Origin of the sequence: Mesorhizobium sp., assembly GCF_965229135.1 — a bacterium.
Lineage (GTDB): Bacteria > Pseudomonadota > Alphaproteobacteria > Rhizobiales > Rhizobiaceae > Mesorhizobium.
Map to the genome: position 1 here is coordinate 3,684,108 of NZ_OZ245860.1, position 16,045 is coordinate 3,700,152.

Below are 16,045 nucleotides of genomic sequence, written 5' to 3' on the forward strand. Positions count from 1 at the left end.
ATCTGAAACGATTGCCTCAAGGGCCGCACACCCGGCCTGTCGTGGTTGGGAGCGTGAAAAATGACCTTCGACTGGCCAACCCTGCTCCCCCTGATCTTCGCCGGCCTGATGGGGCTGGCGATCCTGATCTATGTCATCCTCGATGGGTTCGATCTCGGCATCGGCATCCTGTTTTCGGTGGCCCAGGACAGCGAGCAGGACACGATGATCGCCGCCATCGGTCCGTTCTGGGACGCCAACGAGACCTGGCTGGTGCTGGCGGTCGGCCTGCTGCTGGTGGCCTTCCCGCTGGCGCACGGCATCATCCTCACCGCGCTCTACATCCCGGTGTTCGTGCTGCTGGTCGGCCTGATCCTGCGCGGCGTCGCCTTCGATTTCCGCGCCAAGGTTCCGGCCGGAAGGAAGCACCGCTGGAACCGCATCTTCTTCCTCGGCTCGGTCATCGCCTCGCTGGCGCAGGGCTATATGCTGGGCGTCTATGTGCTTGGCCTCGATATCGGGCTGGGCGGCATGGCCTTCGGCGCGCTGGTGGCGTTCTGCCTTTCGGCGGCCTACGCGGCGATGGGCGCGGCCTGGGTGATCTACAAGACCGAGGGCGAGTTGCAGAAGAAGGCCGTGCTCTGGCTGCGGACCGCGCTGGTGCTGACCGCGCTCGGCATGGCCGCCGTGTCGCTGGCGACGCCCTTCGCCAGCCCTCGCATCTTCGACAAATGGTTCCTGTGGCCGGAGATGCTCTATCTGTCGCCGTTGCCGATCCTGTCGGCGCTGCTGTTCCTGTGGCTGTGGCGGCAGACCTTCCATCTGCCGAAGCCAGGCGATCGCCATTCGCTGACGCCGTTCCTGACGCTGGCGGCCATCTTTGCGCTTGGCTTTGCCGGTCTTGCCTGGTCGTTCTACCCGTTCGTGGTTCCCGACAGGCTGACCATCTGGCAGGCGGCATCGGCACCAGAAAGCCTGGCCATCATCCTGGTCGGCACCGTGGTGGTGCTGCCGGTCATCATCTTCTATTCGTTCTACGCCTACCGGGTGTTCGGCGGAAAGGCGACCGATCTGACCTACGACTGACCGTGTTGGGGGTTGGATAACGTATCCACGACAGAGAAGCGGGCGCTTCGCGCGCGGCGAGCCCCGCTGTCGCCTTGGGCGACATCTCCCCCTCGAGGGGGAGATGAAGGCGAGGAACGTCAGTTGCTGGCCGACTGCACCAGCACCGGCTTTTCGCTGTAGAGGTTGGGGAACAGCTGCTTCAGGTTCGCCACCTTGGGCAGGTCATTGTAGACGATGTAGGGATAGGTCGGGTTCAGCGTCAGGAAATCCTGGTGGTAGCCCTCGGCCGGATAGAAGGTCTTGCCCATCTCCAGCGTGGTCACGATCGGCTTCGGGAACACCTTGGCCTTGTCGAGCTGGGCGATGTAGCTTTCGGCGATCTTCTTCTGCGCGCCGTTCTCGGCAAAGATCGTCGAACGGTACTGGGTGCCCTCGTCCGGACCCTGATAGTTCAGCTGCGTCGGATTGTGCGCGACCGAGAAATAGACCTGCAGCAGCTGGCCATAGGTGACCTTGGACGGCTCATAGGTGATCTCGACGGATTCGGCATGTCCGGTGCGGCCGGTGCCGACCGTCTCGTAGACGGCCGTGTCCTTCTTGCCGCCGGTGTAGCCGGATACAGCCCTGGTCACACCCTTGACGTGCTGGAAGACGCCCTGCACGCCCCAGAAGCAGCCGCCGGCGAAGATCGCCGTCTCGGTGCCGCTGGCGGCCTTCTCGTCCACCGCCGGCGGCGGGATCACCACGGCATCCTCGGCCGAGATTGCCGGCGACTGCCAGAAAACGGCGCCCGCGGCCGCCAGGGCCAGCGCGGCGAGCGCGCCCCTGGTGAAATTCAGCGTCTTCGTCGCGGCTGGTTTTTGAATGTCGGTCATGGCTTGAGCTCCTGTGACGTCCATCGGACGGGACATTATTGCATTAGGTACGATCATGCGACGCATGAGTTGCGGCGGCGCGTCACTTTCACGTGCGCCCGCTCATCCGGCCGCGGCCTGAAGCCGGGACCGGATATGGCGCGGGGCCGGTTTCAGTTGGTGTCGGTCGCGGGCTTCATGGCGTCGGTCGCCGGCTTCATCGCGTTCGATGCCATCGGATCGGCGGGCTTCATCGCATCCGTGGCCGGCTTCATGGCGTTGACGGCGGGTTTCATCGCATTGGAGGCCATCGGATCGGCCGGTTTCATGGCATCCGTCGCGGGCTTCATGGCGTTGGCGGCTGGCTTCATGGCGTTCACGGCATCGTCGGCGCGCGCGATGCCGCCGGCAAACAGCGCCGTGGAGCAAAGAGCGAGGGCGAGGGCTGGCAGGGTCAGTCGGGAAAGATTGGTCATGATGGTCTCCTTTGGGTTGGTCTGGGTTGGTGGTTGGGGTGGCGGCCTTGTCGGCCGCCGGCATGGGCAGCGCCGCTGTCGCGCGGCGGTGCGGAGGTCGTGTCGGAGCGCGATCCCGCCGGGATCGCTTCCGGCGAGCTTCAATTGGTGGCGGCGGCCAGGATCGGTCCGCCGCCGGGCGACTGGACGAGAACGGCGGTGCTGAAGCCACCGGACGCGGCGGGCAGCGACAATGACGTGGCGCCGCCGGTCCAGCTGCCGAGCTTTTGCAGCGAATGGACGACATTGGCGTGGGGAAGCGTGCGGCCGGTGTTTTCGCCGCGCGCCACCGGGACTTCGACAACGCCGCGCTGATACCGGACCAGCCAGACGTCGGCCCGCCCGCCCGGCGCCGAGCCGGCGCCGATGCTGATCTTGCCGCCATCGAGCGACAGCGATGGCCCGCTGGTGCGGCCGCTGGCCGAAATCAGATGCTCGATTTCGCCCGGCGCGGCGCCGACAACATCGGCATGGCCGTTGACAACCACTTGCGGCGTGAACGGACCGTCATGGCCGAGCGGCGGCTCGTAGCTGACCTGGCGCTGGGTGAATTCCTGCCTGCCGAATGTGTCCTTCCAACCGAGATAGTCCCAGTAGGTGACGTTGAAGGACAGCGCCAGCACGCCCGGCTGGTCCTTGACCTTGATCAGGTTGGCGTTGGCTGGCGGGCAGGACGAGCAGCCCTGGCTGGTGAACAGCTCGACGACGGTGAGCGGCTGGGCGTGCGCCGTGACGAGTGACGCCGTGAGCGCAAGCGCGCCCAGGCTGGACAAGGTGACGAACCTGCGTTTGGCTGTTGATCGCGGCATCGGCTTGCTCCGTGGGTGGCGGCGCCTGGATGCGCCGTTCATGTTCCCACTTCGCCGCCATGCGCCGCTTCGTTACAGCGCTCACCGGTTTGTGATGACGGATCTGTCGTCTTTGCCAAGGAGGAGATTGGCGAAGGCCAGCGCCAAAGCCGATCTCCCTCCTTGAGGGGGAGATGGCCGGCAGGCCAGAGGGGGTCGGCTCGCCCGGGAGCGACCTCCCGCGGCGACAGGGGCTGGAGCTTCACGCGCGGCGACCCCCTCTGTCGCCTTGGGCGACATCTCCCCCTCGAGGGGGAGATGTCGAGCGTCACCACCCTTATTGCGTCAGCACCGTCTGCGACGGGCGCTGGTTGAAGTCGCACTTGCCGGTCACGTTGTAGAAGAAGTCGGCATCCGTGATGGGCTCCGGCACCGAGGAGCCGCCATCTTCCCAGGCCTGGGTGCTCTGCTGGCCGCAAGGCACTGCGGTGAAGATGTCGATGGCCTGGCCGAGCGGCATTTCGACAGCCGTCGTGTCGGTCGCGCCAATGAACAGGTAGTTCGACTTGGTTGGATCGTTCGACTTCAGGACCGTCGGGTTTCCCGAAGGAACATCCATTTCAAGGTAGAGGCTGTTCATCTGGCTGACATCGATCACCGCGCCGGAGCTGTTGGCCGGCGTCATGGTGCAGGTGGTCAGATAGTTCTTGTTGCCGCTCGTCTGCTGGATCGACCCGGCGGGGGCGTTCTTGAAATTCGACACGGTGCTGGTCGAGCAGACCTGCTGCTGGACCTGGGTCAGTTGGCTTCCGTTGACCGTGTAGACAGTGGTGGTGCCGTAGCCCTTGGGATCGCCGGCGCCATTGTAGGTATAGCTGATCTGCATAAGCTTCTGCGCCGTGGTCGCGCCGAACTGCGTGCCCCAGAGGTAGATGGTCTTGTTCCACCAGCCCGAAGCCTTGTCGATCTTGAAGGTGGCCTGCACCAGGGCCGGCGTCTTGGTGACAGAGGATGTGACACCGATCGGCACCGTGCTGATCCTGGCGACCTGCATGAAACTGGTCGGCATGGAATAGCTGGCCGATGTACTTGCGGAGGCGGTGCCGTCGGCGGCGATGGTGAAGCTGTTGAGCGTCGCGGTGCCCTGACCGTTGTTGGCCGTGAACTGGTCCGACAGCGCCTGCTGGCGGGCCGCCAGCGTCGTCGTTGTCGGCAGCGTCATGATCGCCAGCGTGGCCGCGTCCAGCGCGTCCTGCATGTTGCCCCGGTCGGTGACCGCCGAGGTGTAGTCCACCGAAAGGCCGACGGCGGCGATGATCGGGATCATGCCGATGGCGAAGATCGGGATGAGAGAACCACTCTTGGAACCGAGAAACTTGCCTGCAAGCCGCAGCATTCGTTGACCCCTCGCAACTGGAATATTCCATCCAGCTAACATGCCGGTTGGAAATTTTGCTCTAACGCGATCGGTTAAATTTTAGCGATTGGCGCTGAAACCGCTGCAACGGCAGGGATGCGCGCCATGCCGGGCGGCTTGCCGATGCTTCGTGCCCCTGCTAAAGCGCGCGACATGAGCACGCCCCTCGACCATATCCGCAATTTCTCCATCGTCGCCCATATCGACCATGGCAAATCCACGCTGGCCGACCGCCTGATCCAGTCCACCGGCGGGCTGGAACTGCGCGACATGAAGGAACAGGTGCTGGACTCGATGGACATCGAGCGCGAGCGCGGCATCACCATCAAGGCGCAGACCGTGCGGCTGAAGTACCGCGCCAACAATGGCGAGGACTATATCCTCAACCTCATCGACACGCCCGGACATGTCGACTTCGCCTATGAAGTGTCGCGGTCGCTGGCCGCCTGCGAGGGCTCGCTGCTGGTGGTCGACGCCTCGCAGGGCGTCGAGGCGCAGACGCTGGCCAATGTCTACCAGGCGCTCGACAACAACCACGAGATCGTCGTGGTGCTGAACAAGGTCGACCTGCCCGCCGCCGAGCCCGAGCGCATCCGCGAGCAGGTGGAAGAAGTCATCGGCATCGACGCTTCCAACGCCGTTCTGATCTCGGCCAAGACGGGCCTCGGCATTCCCGACGTGCTGGAGGCGATCGTCCACCAGTTGCCGCCGCCGCGCGAGGGCGATGCGACGGCTCCGCTGAAAGCCATGCTGGTCGACAGCTGGTACGACGCCTATCTCGGCGTCATCGTTCTGGTGCGCGTCATCGACGGCGTCCTGAAGAAGGGCCAGACCATCCGCATGATGGGCACCGACGCCAAATACCTGGTCGAGCGCACCGGCGTGTTCACGCCGGCTCGCATCAATGTCGACGAGCTTGGCCCCGGCGAGTTCGGTTTCTTCACCGGCTCGATCAAGGAAGTGGCCGACACGCGCGTCGGCGACACGATCACCGAGGACAAGCGGCCGACCGCGCAGGCCCTGCCCGGCTTCAAGCCGGCGCAGCCGGTGGTGTTCTGCGGCCTGTTCCCGGTCGACGCCGCCGATTTCGAGGATCTGCGCGCCGCCGTCGGCAAGTTGCGCCTCAACGACGCCTCCTTCTCCTATGAGATGGAAACCTCCGCGGCGCTCGGCTTCGGCTATCGCTGCGGCTTCCTCGGCCTGCTGCATCTGGAAATCATCCAGGAGCGGCTGGAGCGCGAGTTCAACCTCGACCTGATCGCCACGGCGCCATCCGTGGTCTACCGGCTGATGCTCACCGACGGCTCGGTGAAGGAACTGCACAACCCCGCCGACATGCCCGACGTGGTGAAGATCGCCCATATCGAGGAGCCGTGGATCCGCGCCACCATCCTGACGCCCGACGATTATCTCGGCGGCATCCTGAAGCTCTGCCAGGACCGGCGCGGCATCCAGGCCGACCTGTCCTATGTCGGCAAGCGCGCCATGCTGACCTACGACCTGCCGCTCAACGAAGTGGTCTTCGACTTCTACGACCGGCTGAAGTCGATCTCCAAGGGCTACGCCTCCTTCGACTATCACCTGACCGACTACAAGGAAGGCGACCTGGTGAAGATGTCGATCCTGGTCAACGAGGAGCCGGTGGACGCGCTGTCGATGCTGGTGCACCGCACGGCGGCGGAAAAGCGCGGCCGGCAGATGTGCGAGAAGCTCAAGGAGCTTATCCCAAACCATCTGTTCAAGATCCCGATCCAGGCCGCCATCGGCGGCAAGGTCATCGCCCGCGAAACCATCTCGGCGCTGCGCAAGGACGTGACCGCCAAGTGCTACGGCGGCGACGTCTCGCGCAAGCGCAAGCTGCTGGACAAGCAGAAAGAGGGCAAGAAGCGGATGCGCCAGTTCGGCAAGGTGGATATCCCGCAGGAGGCGTTTATCCAGGCCTTGAAGATGGGTGATTGAGGGCATCATTAGAAAACGTCGTCAGACGATCTCAACGCACTCTATCTTGTCAAATGCAACTTCCGCCACTTGGACCATTCCGACATCGGCACGGGAACGGTCGTTTCGGGAGCGGAATAAGCGTTGATTATAAAGGCGGATTGGCTTACATCATGGGAGCCGGGAGTGCGTCAAATTGCACGGTGGGGTTACGGCCCCACCCGGCGTCCCTCTTAATTGACGATTGGTCCATCCCAGCCCTGTTTAGGGAAACGTGCGATTCCAAACCCGTCAATCACTCCAGCGGGACTTGTTCGAAGTAGCGTTCTGATTTGTTCTAGGTAGGTGGGATCATTATGTTCGAACCTCCGCCAAATCGCTCCAGCAACCATATCAACAAGCTGAACACCAACACTTAGTTGTGACGGGGTTAAGAAGCATCCCTCGATTAGGTTGGGGTAGTTAGAGGTGAACGAACCGGCCTGTTCAACCAACCGTTGATGTTGCTCTCTAAGACGTTTGTCGTCACCCGAACCTCTGTGGTCAGCGATAATAATTCCGTGAAAAGTCCTCCCACTTTCGCGTGATATGTCTTGGAGAGCATACTGAAACCGTTCCGTCACTACCTTGTAAGTACGAAAATAGATGTCTGACTGATCATTCACATTACCTAGTTGGTAAGCGAGGGTGGAATCGCAAACTCCTGCTACGAGCTTTATCGATCGGTCGGCTATAAGGATGCGGAAGATTGCGGTCCGAAACGAATTCCGATCGGTCTGCCGCCAAGCCCGCATCGGGTTATTCGGCTCGGCATTTCCTGGTGCAAAGAAGCGCCACTTTAGTTCACCGTGATATCCACGATTAGTTTTAGTCCCTGCAACATGCCTGACGCTCGATGCCACCGGTCTTCTTGTATAACAAGACCAGCAATCACAAAGTAGCGAGGTGTTTGAGCGCCGGGTTTGGCAGGGGTGCCGCTCTCATCTACGAAACAAAGATGCATGGTTAGGACAGCCAGAAAAGATGGGAAATCCGATGAAAACTATGAAGTCGTTTGACGCCAGATTCACCCATGTTAGAATCCCGAATATGGTGGAGCAGGGACATTCGCGTCCCTGCCCCGTGTCACCCTGCCGGTGACTGCCGAGTTGGGCCGGTACAAGCGGCTTTCCCCGGGAAGTGATTGACCCTATGGCGGCTGCATTTTTGGCCTCCTATTGTTTGGTCACAAAAAATGCAGCGGGTTCTGTTTGGTGACGCTCCCGCTGCATTTCTTTTCCTCTCTCAAATCTGCGCTAAAGGAACTCTCAGATTAGTTGCCAGCGATTCGACCTGCAAACACTAAATATTGCGGTGACCGATACTTGTGCAGTCCGACTATTCTCTCTTTAGTCGCTTAATTACCTCATAATCCCAACGCTTCCGCCAGCCTCGTAACAGACAGAAAATGCGGGCAAAAATGGCACCTAGTCAGTGAAAAAGACCGGGCTCAGAACTTCCGGTCGCACTCTCAACAGGAGCACATGTCTTATAAAAGGCGAATCGTTTTGCGCCGTCAAGGATTCGTTTGCGTAGCTTTTGTGACCCCAACATCTTGTGTGTCAGACGTCTGCGCAGCTGAGATTGAAGTCCGCCCCACTTTTCCGACATCACCATGAGGTAACGCACCCGTCGATGGCTGTCTCGCGGTCTGGTAATTGTGAGTGACCTAAAAAATGAGATGCGCCTCCCTCAAATAATTGTATCAATGAGTTGGGCAATCGGGAGGGCAACATGGAATTCACTCTGCAATTTGAAGGTAATGAAGCCGACCGTAATCTGTTGGACTTCTATGATGCCGTGCAAGCGTGCGGAGCTTTCCAACGTACATTGGCATTGACTACGCACCTAGTTGTAAATGGGGAAATAATAACTCAAGCTCCGTCGCTAAAAAATGCGGTAATATTGTCGCTTCCCCCAGAGCCAGGTAGCTGGCGTGCAGTAGCGATCGTTACTGGTAGCGTATTATTGAGTGCTGGCGTTGCTTCAAAAGATTCTGTTCTGGGACACTTGCTGACATCTGCTTATGACTATGTAATTTCGGAAAGCCTCGGCTTTCACGTTGATTATGATAAGTCCCTTGGGCAGCAGATCGAAGAACATCGATCGACGTCAGACGAAATCCCTCGCGAACTTGATCAAGGCAAGTTTGAATCGTTAATTGAGAAGGTAGAACCCGCTGTTCGTGATTTACACCGACCGATAAGCCACTCGAGAACCGCTGAAACTGCTATTTTGGGTGCAAGTCAGGCAGGACAAATCGTCCGACAGACGGGACCTGTCCTTGACAAGGATACCTTCGAGTACATCAATGTTACCAATCTGACGAGCGATCAGGAAAAATTCGTCGGAAAAGTTTCAAGCTACAATTCAAATACGTTTAAAGGTCGCATATATATTGAGAACGAAGGCCGACCTGTTCCATTCACCTTAGCTGACGTGAGCCGGAGCCCTGGAACAGTCTTTAAAGTGGTACGCAGCCTATCCGCAAACGCACTCGATAGGTTCGATGAAAATGCAGAAATCCGGTTTTCGGCACTTCGATATGAGAGCAAGAATGGACGGCTAAAGGGATTTCTGATCCTACAGATATTTTAGATTGCTACCTTTCTCGGGTATTCAAGGGTGTCACTACGCGGCCCGGTTAGTGCCGTCTGAAATGCTGTTCTCGGATGGCAACCGCCATTGAACCCGCAACAAATTGGCTTATCCTCTGCACGGCTTGGGGAGATCTCAAATACATTCCACCCTGGACACCATCGCCTCTCTCGGCCTCGCCATCGGCGCGTTGGCCTGGCAGGCACCTTCGTAGCCAGCGCGCCGCTAAACGACACGCTGTGGACGATCGACGGCGCAGCACTCGTGGTCGCGACCGCGCTGCTGACCATGAAATACCAGCGGCTGGGCAATGATTGCGTGGCAGCGGGGTTCCTGACCTTCCTGGCGGGCGAGACGCTGCTGATGGCGGGCAATGCGGCGGGGCTGGAGGCCAGCGTGCCCTCCTATGTCGGCGGCATCACGCTTTGGGCGGCCGCACTGGTCATGGTCAGCGCGCCCAGGACATTTGCGCGGTGGATGCGGCTCGCCGCTTTTGTGGCCGCCGTGCTGTTTGTCGTCTCGGCCGGCATGATCATCTGGCGCGCGCTTGCTGCCGACCTTGTCGCCGCTGCCCGCCGCCAGTTATCCGTTCCTGGTGCTGACTTTTGTGGGGCGGATCTGGACGTTGGTGAGGCAAGCCTGACGCGTCGGGTTCGCCTCTTGTTTCGGGCGCTGGCGTCCGGAAAGCGCGCAATAGCTGAGCCCTTTGTCCTCATAATTTTGGCCTCGCGGAGGGCTTCCCCCACTCCGTCCCGGCTTCGCCGGGCCACCTCTCCCCCCTCCGGAGGGAGAGGAACCCAGGAACGGCGACGGCTTAGCTCGCCAGCCACATGTTCTCGAAATGCCGGTCCAGCGCCTGGATGCCGAACCGGCCTCAGAGCGCCTCGTATAGCCCAGCCGCCGTCTCGAAGGTGAAGCGCAGCGGCACGGAGCCTTCGACTTGCCAGGCGGTGACCGTTTCGCCGGCCAGCAGGCGGCAGGCGCCTTCGGTGTCGGTGACGGCGCCGCCATAGAGCCGGTTGGCGAGGTTGAGGATGCCGGTCTGGTGCATGGCGGCGCTGCCGGAGCCACAGGCATCCTTGACCAGCAGCACGCGAAAGCCCCGCGCGACTGCATCCTTGACCGTGGCGTCGACGCAGGCCTCGGTCCAGACGCCGGCGACGACCAGCCATTCGACGCCGCGTGCCTTGAGCCCGTCGGCGGCGGGGCCGGTGCGCAAGGCGCTGGCCTCGGCCTTGACCAGCATGGCTTCCCCCGGCGCCGGCGCGACTTCGGGACAGATCTCGGTCAGCGGATCGCTCTTGTCGGAGAAGGCCGACCTGCCCTGTGCGTCGAGCGGATGAAAGGGCCGGTGCTGCGTGTCGAGATCAACGATATAGGCCCAGTGACAGAGCGGAACGCCATGCGCGCGCGCCGCCGCCTGCAGCCGGCGGGCATTGGCGAGAATGGCGGCGAACCCATCGACGAGGTAGCGGCTGTCCTGCCGGTGCTCCTCCTGCAGGTCGATGAAGATGGCGGCCACGGCGCCGCGCCTGATGGAGATGGGGGATTTCATACGGCGGGTCCTCGGGCGGCGTTTGGATCAGCGCCATAGTCCCCGCTCGAGGGTGCGGGTCAACCGGGTTTATGGCTTCAACCGTCGATCGTCACGGCCCATGTCAGGTAGGCGCCGCCTCCCTGCCTGCATCCGCTCCCCGTAAACGGGCGAGGGACATCGATGGTTTCGCCAATCGCGGTTAGCCTCTTTCGCCCCGTTTACGGGGAGAAATGTCCGGCAGGACAATGAGGGGCGGCGCCGACCTCGACAGTTGAGGGGAGCTATCCCCCCAGCGCCTGCTCCAGATCGGCGATCAGGTCGTCGCCATCCTCGATGCCCGCCGACAGCCGCACCAGCGAATCCGAAATCCCGATCGCCTCCCGCTTCTCGGCGGGGATGGACCCATGCGTCATCAGCGCCGGGTGCTCGATCAGGCTCTCCACCCCGCCGAGGCTTTCGGCCAGCGTGAACAGCTGCGTGCGTTCGAGGAAGCGCTTTGTCCCGGCAAGGTCGCGGTCGAGCACGGCCGTGATCATGCCGCCGAAGGCATGCATCTGCTGCACGGCGATGGAATGCTGGGGGTGGCTGGCAAGGCCGGGATAGATGACGCGGCGCACATCCTTGCGGGTCTCCAGCCATTGCGCGATCTTGAGGCCATTGGTGGAGTGGCGCTCCATGCGCAGCGCCAGTGTCTTCAGGCCGCGCAACGCCAGAAAACTGTCGAACGGGCCGGAGATGGCGCCGATGGCGTTCTGCAGGAATTTCAGCTGGGCGGCGAGGTCCTTGTTGTCGCCGACCACCGCGACGCCGCCGACCATATCGGAATGGCCATTGAGGTACTTGGTCGTCGAATGGACGACGATGTCGATGCCGAGCTCCAGCGGACGCTGGATATAGGGGCTGCAGAAGGTGTTGTCGGCGACGGTGAGAACCCCCTTGCGCCTGGCGAGGGCCGCGACGCCTTCGAGGTCGACGATGCGCAGCAGCGGGTTGGTCGGCGTCTCGACCCAGAGCAGCTTCGTGTCCGGGCGGATCGCGGCCTCGACCGCCTCGAGATCGGTGAAATCAACGAAGCTGACCTGCAGGTTGGCAGAGCGTTTGCGCACCCGCTCCATCAGGCGGAAGGAGCCGCCATAGATGTCGTCGGTGGCGACGATATGGGCACCGGAATCGAGCAGTTCCAGCACCGTCGATATCGCCGCCAGGCCGGAGGCGAAGGCAAAGGCCGCCGTGCCGCTCTCGAGGTCGGCCGCGGCGCGCTCGAAGGCGAAGCGCGTCGGGTTCTGGCTGCGGGCATATTCGAAACCCTTGTGCACGCCGGGCGACTGCTGGGCAAAGGTCGAGGTGGCGTAGATCGGCACCATCACCGCCCCGGTCAGGGGATCGTGGCTCTGGCCGCCATGGATGGCGCGGGTGGAAAAGGCCAGGCGGTTCTTGCCAGATACGTTGATGGTCATCGTGCGCGCCTCAAATGATTGATCAGGTCGATACGGGTTATAAGGCCGACGAATTCGTCGCCGTCGAAGATGATGGCGACCTCGTTGCGGTCGAACACCGGCAGCAGCGCATCCAGCGTCTGGCTGGCCTGCAGCGTGTGCGGATTCGAGGTCATCGCCGTGCGCACCGGACCGTTGAAGCGCTCCCAGCGCCCGTCATAGGGGCCGTCGACCTTGGCCAGGATATCGCTTTCGTCGACGATGCCGACCAGCTTGCCATTGTCGAGCACCGGCAGCTGCGAGACATCGGAGCGGCGCATGCGGCCATAGGCGTTGAGCAGGCTCTCGTCCGGGCCGACCCAGACGGTGTCGCCGGTGCGGTGCGAGCGCATCACCAGGTCGCGCAGGTCGCCATGCTGCTCGTGCTCGGCCAGGCCCTGCTCGGCCAGCCAGAAATCGTCGAAAACCTTCGACAGATATTTGTTGCCGCTGTCGCAGACGAAGGTGACGACGCGCTTCGGCACCGTCTGCTCGCGGCAATAGCGCAGCGCCGCCGACAACAGCGTTCCCGAGGACGAACCAGCGAGGATGCCTTCCTTGGACAACAGGTCGCGCACGGCCAGCATGCTCTGCTTGTCGGGGATGGAGTAGGCCTTCCTGACCAGCGACAGGTCGGCATTGGGCGGCACGAAATCCTCGCCGATGCCCTCCACCGTCCAGCTGCCGGCCTCTTCCATCTTGCCCGTCTTGATCAGCGGCGCCAGCACCGAACCGACGGGATCGGCCAGCACCATCTCGGTCTTCGGCGAGACCCTGGCGAAATAGCGGCCAAGCCCGGTCAGCGTGCCGCCCGAGCCGACGCCGACGACCACCGCGTCGACGTTGCCGTCGAGCTGCGCGAAGATTTCCGGGCCGGTGGTGGTTTCATGCGCCATCGGATTGGCCGGGTTGGCGAACTGGTTGGCATAGAAGGCGCCGGGCACTTCCGCCGCGAGCTTCTCGGCCATGTCCTGATAGTATTCGGCGTGGCCCTTGCCGACATCGGAGCGGGTCATGCGCACTTCGGCGCCGAGCGCACGCAGGTGCTGGATCTTTTCGCGCGACATCTTGTCGGGCACGACCAGCACGATGCGATAGCCCTTGGGGATGCCGACCTGGGCGAGGCCGAGGCCGGTGTTGCCGGCGGTTGCCTCGACGATGGTGCCGCCGCGCCTGAGCTTGCCCTCTTTCTCGGCCGCGGCAATCATCGACAGTGCGATGCGGTCCTTGATCGAGCCGCCGGGATTCTGGCTTTCGAGCTTGATGAACAGCCGGCATTTGCCAGTGTCGAACTTGGTCAGTTCGACCACCGGCGTCTGGCCGATCAGGTCGAGAACCGACTTGTAGGGCGGACGCAGGCGGGAGGATCCGCTGTCCGCAGCGGCATTTCCGTGCTCGCTCATGCTCGATGCTCCATGGTCAAGCAACCGTCTCCAAGCAGAGCGGCAGCTTATCCTCTTTTCCAGCCGTTTGTTGCGAGAAAGAAGATAGATCGTGCCAATCAACCGGCCAGACGGGGAATGAAATTCCGGTTTTCGCGGCGCGAGGCCTCTAACCGAGAAGCTGCTTGCTCAGCCTGGCGCATTGAACGCGAATGTCAGGAATGGCGTCGATCTCGAAGAACGTGCCGCGCGTCAGCGGGCCGACGGCGAGGATTTTTTTGGAAACCACGCCGTCGCCGGAAATGATTTCACAATTGGCCGACACGTCGAGGCCGATCCTCATGGGGTCGGGCCGCGCCAGCCCTCGGTCGACCAGCGAGCGCACCACGCTGTTCGACGAGGTCGAGATGTCCCTGACGATGCCGCTGCAATCGTAGATGCGCGCCACCTCGAATGTTTCGATGCGCTGCGTGTGGCGCGACTGGACCTGGACGGTGAATTCGCTGCCCTGCGCGATGTCGACGACGCGGCCGGCAACGAGGCGGATGCGGCCGGATTGCACGGCCTCGGTCACCTTGGCATAGACTTCCGGCGCCATGCGGTGGCGGTGGATATCCCACCAGGCCTTTGTGTGTTCGACGAAGCGGCGCTTGGCCGACGCGGGCCAGTTCTGCCAGATCTTCTGGTTGAACGGCCGCAATCCGTCGACGACGTCGCGCCAATCCCTGCCTGCCTTCTGATTCTCCCGGATCAGGTCGCGGAACCAGCCGACGAAGTAGGAAAGCTGGGTGCCCAGCGGAATGTCGGCGACATCCAGCTTGATCGGGTTGCCCTTGCGATGCGGCGACGGCAGCAGGCCGCGCCTGGACACCGCGATGATGTCGCCGCGATGGCCGCGCTGCTCGAGCGCCAGGAATGCGTCGACCATGCTCAGGCCAGTGCCCAGCACCATGACGCTTGCATCGGGGGGAAGCTCGGTATCGGCTTCCGACCCCATCCTGATGGCATGCCCCTGGGCTGGCATCTCGTCATGGCCGGTAGCCAGAATGGCCAGATGGGCGACGACGCTGGTGCCGTTGGCCAAGGTCACTTCGACGCCGGACGCGGTGGGCTTGATCGACCGGCTCTCCTCGCGGATCAGCCGAAGCCGCCCCGTCTGCTGTTCCCGCGCTTCGAGATCGTCGAGCAATTCTCCAAGATAGCGGGCATAGAGGCTGCGCGGAGCATAGACCGGCGCCTGGTCCGCCGTTGCCAGGCCGCGTTCCAGCAGCCAGCGCCAGAAATTGCCGGGATCATCGGCATAGGCGCTCATGCCGGTCGCGGCGACGTTGAGCACATGGGCCGATAGCAGCGTGGAATAGGCGATGCCTTGCCCGAAATGCGGGCGTTTCTCGATCAGCGTCACGCGCAGATCGGGATTGGGCGATTTCAAGAGATGCGCGGCCAGCACGACGCCACTGGCACCGCCGCCAACAATGATGATGGAGTTCGCGCGCCCGGTCATGCGCATGCCAGCCGTGCAAGAAGCGCCAGCGTCAGGCCTGCACCTTCACCGCGACCGGCAGGTCGTCGATGCCCCTCGCGACCGGCAGGTCGTCGAGGCCGATATCGCGCATCTCGGCGAGGCTGCGGTTGTCCAGCACCTCGGCGATTGCCTGCCTTACTTCCAGCATCAGATGTCGGACTTGGCATGTCGCCTCATTGCAGTCTTCACAGCGCTGGTACTGGGTGCGGCTGGCGCAGGGAATAGGAGCCAGCGGCCCGTCGAGGACACGCACGACGTGGCCGACCTTGATTTCATCGGCCGGCCGTGCGAGGCGGTAGCCGCCGTCCTTGCCCTTGCGGCTCTGGACAAAGCCGGCATTGCGCAACTCGCCCAGGATGGCATCGAGAAACTTCTTGGGGATGTTGCTGCCGGCAGCGATGTCGTTGACGAATGCAAGCTCTCCGGCGGGCAATTGCGCGAGATGGACGAGCGCCTTGAGGCCGTACTTGCCCTTTTTTGTGAGCATGAAATCAAAATTTCTCTGTCATGCGAGGGCGCCAGGCCATCCGCGTCAAAATCGTGGGTGCTCCGGTGGATCGCCACCAGGACCAGCCCACCTTCATAGATAAATTCTAGCGACATTATGTACAAGCCAAGAAACGTTGATTTTGCTTCGTTTTCAAGCCGCTGTGGCCATTTTAGCCTGCTTTTGTGCCATTCAAGACACAGAATTGCGGCGGCAGGCAAGCGGCGCGAAGTGCGGAGGCATCGATCGTCGCCGCGTGCGGCATGAGGAACTCCGAAGGCCGATGCGTGCCGCGAGCGATCGCAGGCGTATGATGGTCGCTCATCGTCCTCTCCAACTCCCTAATGTCGATAAGAATACTATAGTTATCGCCGAACACGTGGAAAGGGTTTTCAATTCCCAGGCCTCGAATGGTTGGAATTTGCCGCCATGGAGGCCACGGT

14 protein-coding genes are annotated in these 16,045 nt (G+C 62.0%); 3 read left to right on the plus strand and 11 right to left on the minus strand.

What is annotated here, in order from left to right; translation table 11 throughout:
• Positions 1–60: 60 nt before the first annotated feature.
• On the plus strand, positions 61–1,065 hold the full coding sequence (locus tag ACO07C_RS17415) for a cytochrome d ubiquinol oxidase subunit II (protein ID WP_421915388.1): 1,005 nt from the start codon (positions 61–63) through the stop codon (positions 1,063–1,065).
• A 119-nt stretch (positions 1,066–1,184) separates the two neighbouring features.
• On the opposite strand, the gene msrA is transcribed toward ACO07C_RS17415, so the two are convergent.
• The 4 genes from msrA to ACO07C_RS17435 all read right to left on the minus strand — a co-directional run bounded on the left by msrA (position 1,185) and on the right by ACO07C_RS17435 (position 4,600).
• Positions 1,185–1,922, minus strand: a complete 738-nt coding sequence (gene msrA, locus ACO07C_RS17420; RefSeq protein ID WP_421915389.1) for a peptide-methionine (S)-S-oxide reductase MsrA — start codon at positions 1,920–1,922, stop codon at positions 1,185–1,187.
• A gap of 152 nt (positions 1,923–2,074) precedes the next feature.
• Positions 2,075–2,377: a hypothetical protein gene (locus tag ACO07C_RS17425; protein ID WP_421915390.1), complete on the minus strand. Its 303-nt coding sequence runs from the start codon at positions 2,375–2,377 to the stop codon at positions 2,075–2,077.
• 140 nt (positions 2,378–2,517) lie between these two features.
• Positions 2,518–3,225, minus strand: coding sequence for a DUF1223 domain-containing protein (locus tag ACO07C_RS17430; RefSeq protein ID WP_421915391.1), 708 nt, complete (start codon positions 3,223–3,225; stop codon positions 2,518–2,520).
• A gap of 316 nt (positions 3,226–3,541) precedes the next feature.
• Complete coding sequence (locus ACO07C_RS17435; protein WP_421915392.1) at positions 3,542–4,600, minus strand: TadE/TadG family type IV pilus assembly protein; 1,059 nt, start codon at positions 4,598–4,600, stop codon at positions 3,542–3,544.
• A gap of 174 nt (positions 4,601–4,774) precedes the next feature.
• Between ACO07C_RS17435 and lepA the strand changes: the two genes are divergently transcribed.
• Positions 4,775–6,580 carry a translation elongation factor 4 gene (gene lepA, locus ACO07C_RS17440; RefSeq protein ID WP_421915393.1) on the plus strand — a complete coding sequence of 602 codons (1,806 nt, stop codon included), beginning with the start codon at positions 4,775–4,777 and terminating at the stop codon, positions 6,578–6,580.
• A 212-nt stretch (positions 6,581–6,792) separates the two neighbouring features.
• Here the strand turns inward: lepA and ACO07C_RS17445 are convergent, their stop codons facing one another.
• Together ACO07C_RS17445 and ACO07C_RS17450 are read right to left on the minus strand one after the other, a co-directional pair.
• Positions 6,793–7,353 (minus strand): DUF3800 domain-containing protein, encoded by a 561-nt coding sequence (locus ACO07C_RS17445; RefSeq protein WP_421917556.1) that lies wholly within the window; start codon positions 7,351–7,353, stop codon positions 6,793–6,795.
• A gap of 44 nt (positions 7,354–7,397) precedes the next feature.
• Entirely contained in the window at positions 7,398–7,562 is a 165-nt protein-coding gene (locus ACO07C_RS17450; protein WP_421915394.1) for a DUF3800 domain-containing protein, read from the minus strand.
• Between the two features lie 770 nt (positions 7,563–8,332).
• On the opposite strand from ACO07C_RS17450, the gene ACO07C_RS17455 reads away from it, so the two are divergent.
• Positions 8,333–9,196, plus strand: a complete 864-nt coding sequence (locus ACO07C_RS17455; RefSeq protein ID WP_421915395.1) for a hypothetical protein — start codon at positions 8,333–8,335, stop codon at positions 9,194–9,196.
• 874 nt (positions 9,197–10,070) lie between these two features.
• On the opposite strand, the gene ACO07C_RS17460 is transcribed toward ACO07C_RS17455, so the two are convergent.
• From ACO07C_RS17460 to ACO07C_RS17480, 5 genes are all read right to left on the minus strand, one after another.
• Positions 10,071–10,751: an isochorismatase family protein gene (locus tag ACO07C_RS17460; RefSeq protein WP_421915396.1), complete on the minus strand. Its 681-nt coding sequence runs from the start codon at positions 10,749–10,751 to the stop codon at positions 10,071–10,073.
• A gap of 263 nt (positions 10,752–11,014) precedes the next feature.
• Positions 11,015–12,190: a trans-sulfuration enzyme family protein gene (locus ACO07C_RS17465; protein WP_421915397.1), complete on the minus strand. Its 1,176-nt coding sequence runs from the start codon at positions 12,188–12,190 to the stop codon at positions 11,015–11,017.
• Entirely contained in the window at positions 12,187–13,611 is a 1,425-nt protein-coding gene (locus ACO07C_RS17470) for a pyridoxal-phosphate dependent enzyme (protein WP_421915399.1), read from the minus strand. Before ACO07C_RS17470 ends, ACO07C_RS17465 begins: the two co-directional genes overlap by 4 nt.
• A gap of 148 nt (positions 13,612–13,759) precedes the next feature.
• Positions 13,760–15,094, minus strand: coding sequence for an FAD/NAD(P)-binding protein (locus tag ACO07C_RS17475; protein WP_421915400.1), 1,335 nt, complete (start codon positions 15,092–15,094; stop codon positions 13,760–13,762).
• Between the two features lie 31 nt (positions 15,095–15,125).
• Positions 15,126–15,602, minus strand: a complete 477-nt coding sequence (locus ACO07C_RS17480; RefSeq protein ID WP_421915401.1) for an RrF2 family transcriptional regulator — start codon at positions 15,600–15,602, stop codon at positions 15,126–15,128.
• Between the last annotated feature and the right edge of the window lie 443 nt (positions 15,603–16,045).

Coding starts and splice junctions, on each gene's coding strand:
- ACO07C_RS17415 (WP_421915388.1), top strand. CDS start 61: ATGACCTTCGACTGGCCAACCCTGCTCCCCCTGATCTTCGCCGGCCTG.
- msrA (WP_421915389.1), bottom strand. CDS start 1,922: ATGACCGACATTCAAAAACCAGCCGCGACGAAGACGCTGAATTTCACC.
- ACO07C_RS17425 (WP_421915390.1), bottom strand. CDS start 2,377: ATGACCAATCTTTCCCGACTGACCCTGCCAGCCCTCGCCCTCGCTCTT.
- ACO07C_RS17430 (WP_421915391.1), bottom strand. CDS start 3,225: ATGCCGCGATCAACAGCCAAACGCAGGTTCGTCACCTTGTCCAGCCTG.
- ACO07C_RS17435 (WP_421915392.1), bottom strand. CDS start 4,600: ATGCTGCGGCTTGCAGGCAAGTTTCTCGGTTCCAAGAGTGGTTCTCTC.
- lepA (WP_421915393.1), top strand. CDS start 4,775: ATGAGCACGCCCCTCGACCATATCCGCAATTTCTCCATCGTCGCCCAT.
- ACO07C_RS17445 (WP_421917556.1), bottom strand. CDS start 7,353: ATGCGGGCTTGGCGGCAGACCGATCGGAATTCGTTTCGGACCGCAATC.
- ACO07C_RS17450 (WP_421915394.1), bottom strand. CDS start 7,562: ATGCATCTTTGTTTCGTAGATGAGAGCGGCACCCCTGCCAAACCCGGC.
- ACO07C_RS17455 (WP_421915395.1), top strand. CDS start 8,333: ATGGAATTCACTCTGCAATTTGAAGGTAATGAAGCCGACCGTAATCTG.
- ACO07C_RS17460 (WP_421915396.1), bottom strand. CDS start 10,751: ATGAAATCCCCCATCTCCATCAGGCGCGGCGCCGTGGCCGCCATCTTC.
- ACO07C_RS17465 (WP_421915397.1), bottom strand. CDS start 12,190: ATGACCATCAACGTATCTGGCAAGAACCGCCTGGCCTTTTCCACCCGC.
- ACO07C_RS17470 (WP_421915399.1), bottom strand. CDS start 13,611: ATGAGCGAGCACGGAAATGCCGCTGCGGACAGCGGATCCTCCCGCCTG.
- ACO07C_RS17475 (WP_421915400.1), bottom strand. CDS start 15,094: ATGACCGGGCGCGCGAACTCCATCATCATTGTTGGCGGCGGTGCCAGT.
- ACO07C_RS17480 (WP_421915401.1), bottom strand. CDS start 15,602: ATGCTCACAAAAAAGGGCAAGTACGGCCTCAAGGCGCTCGTCCATCTC.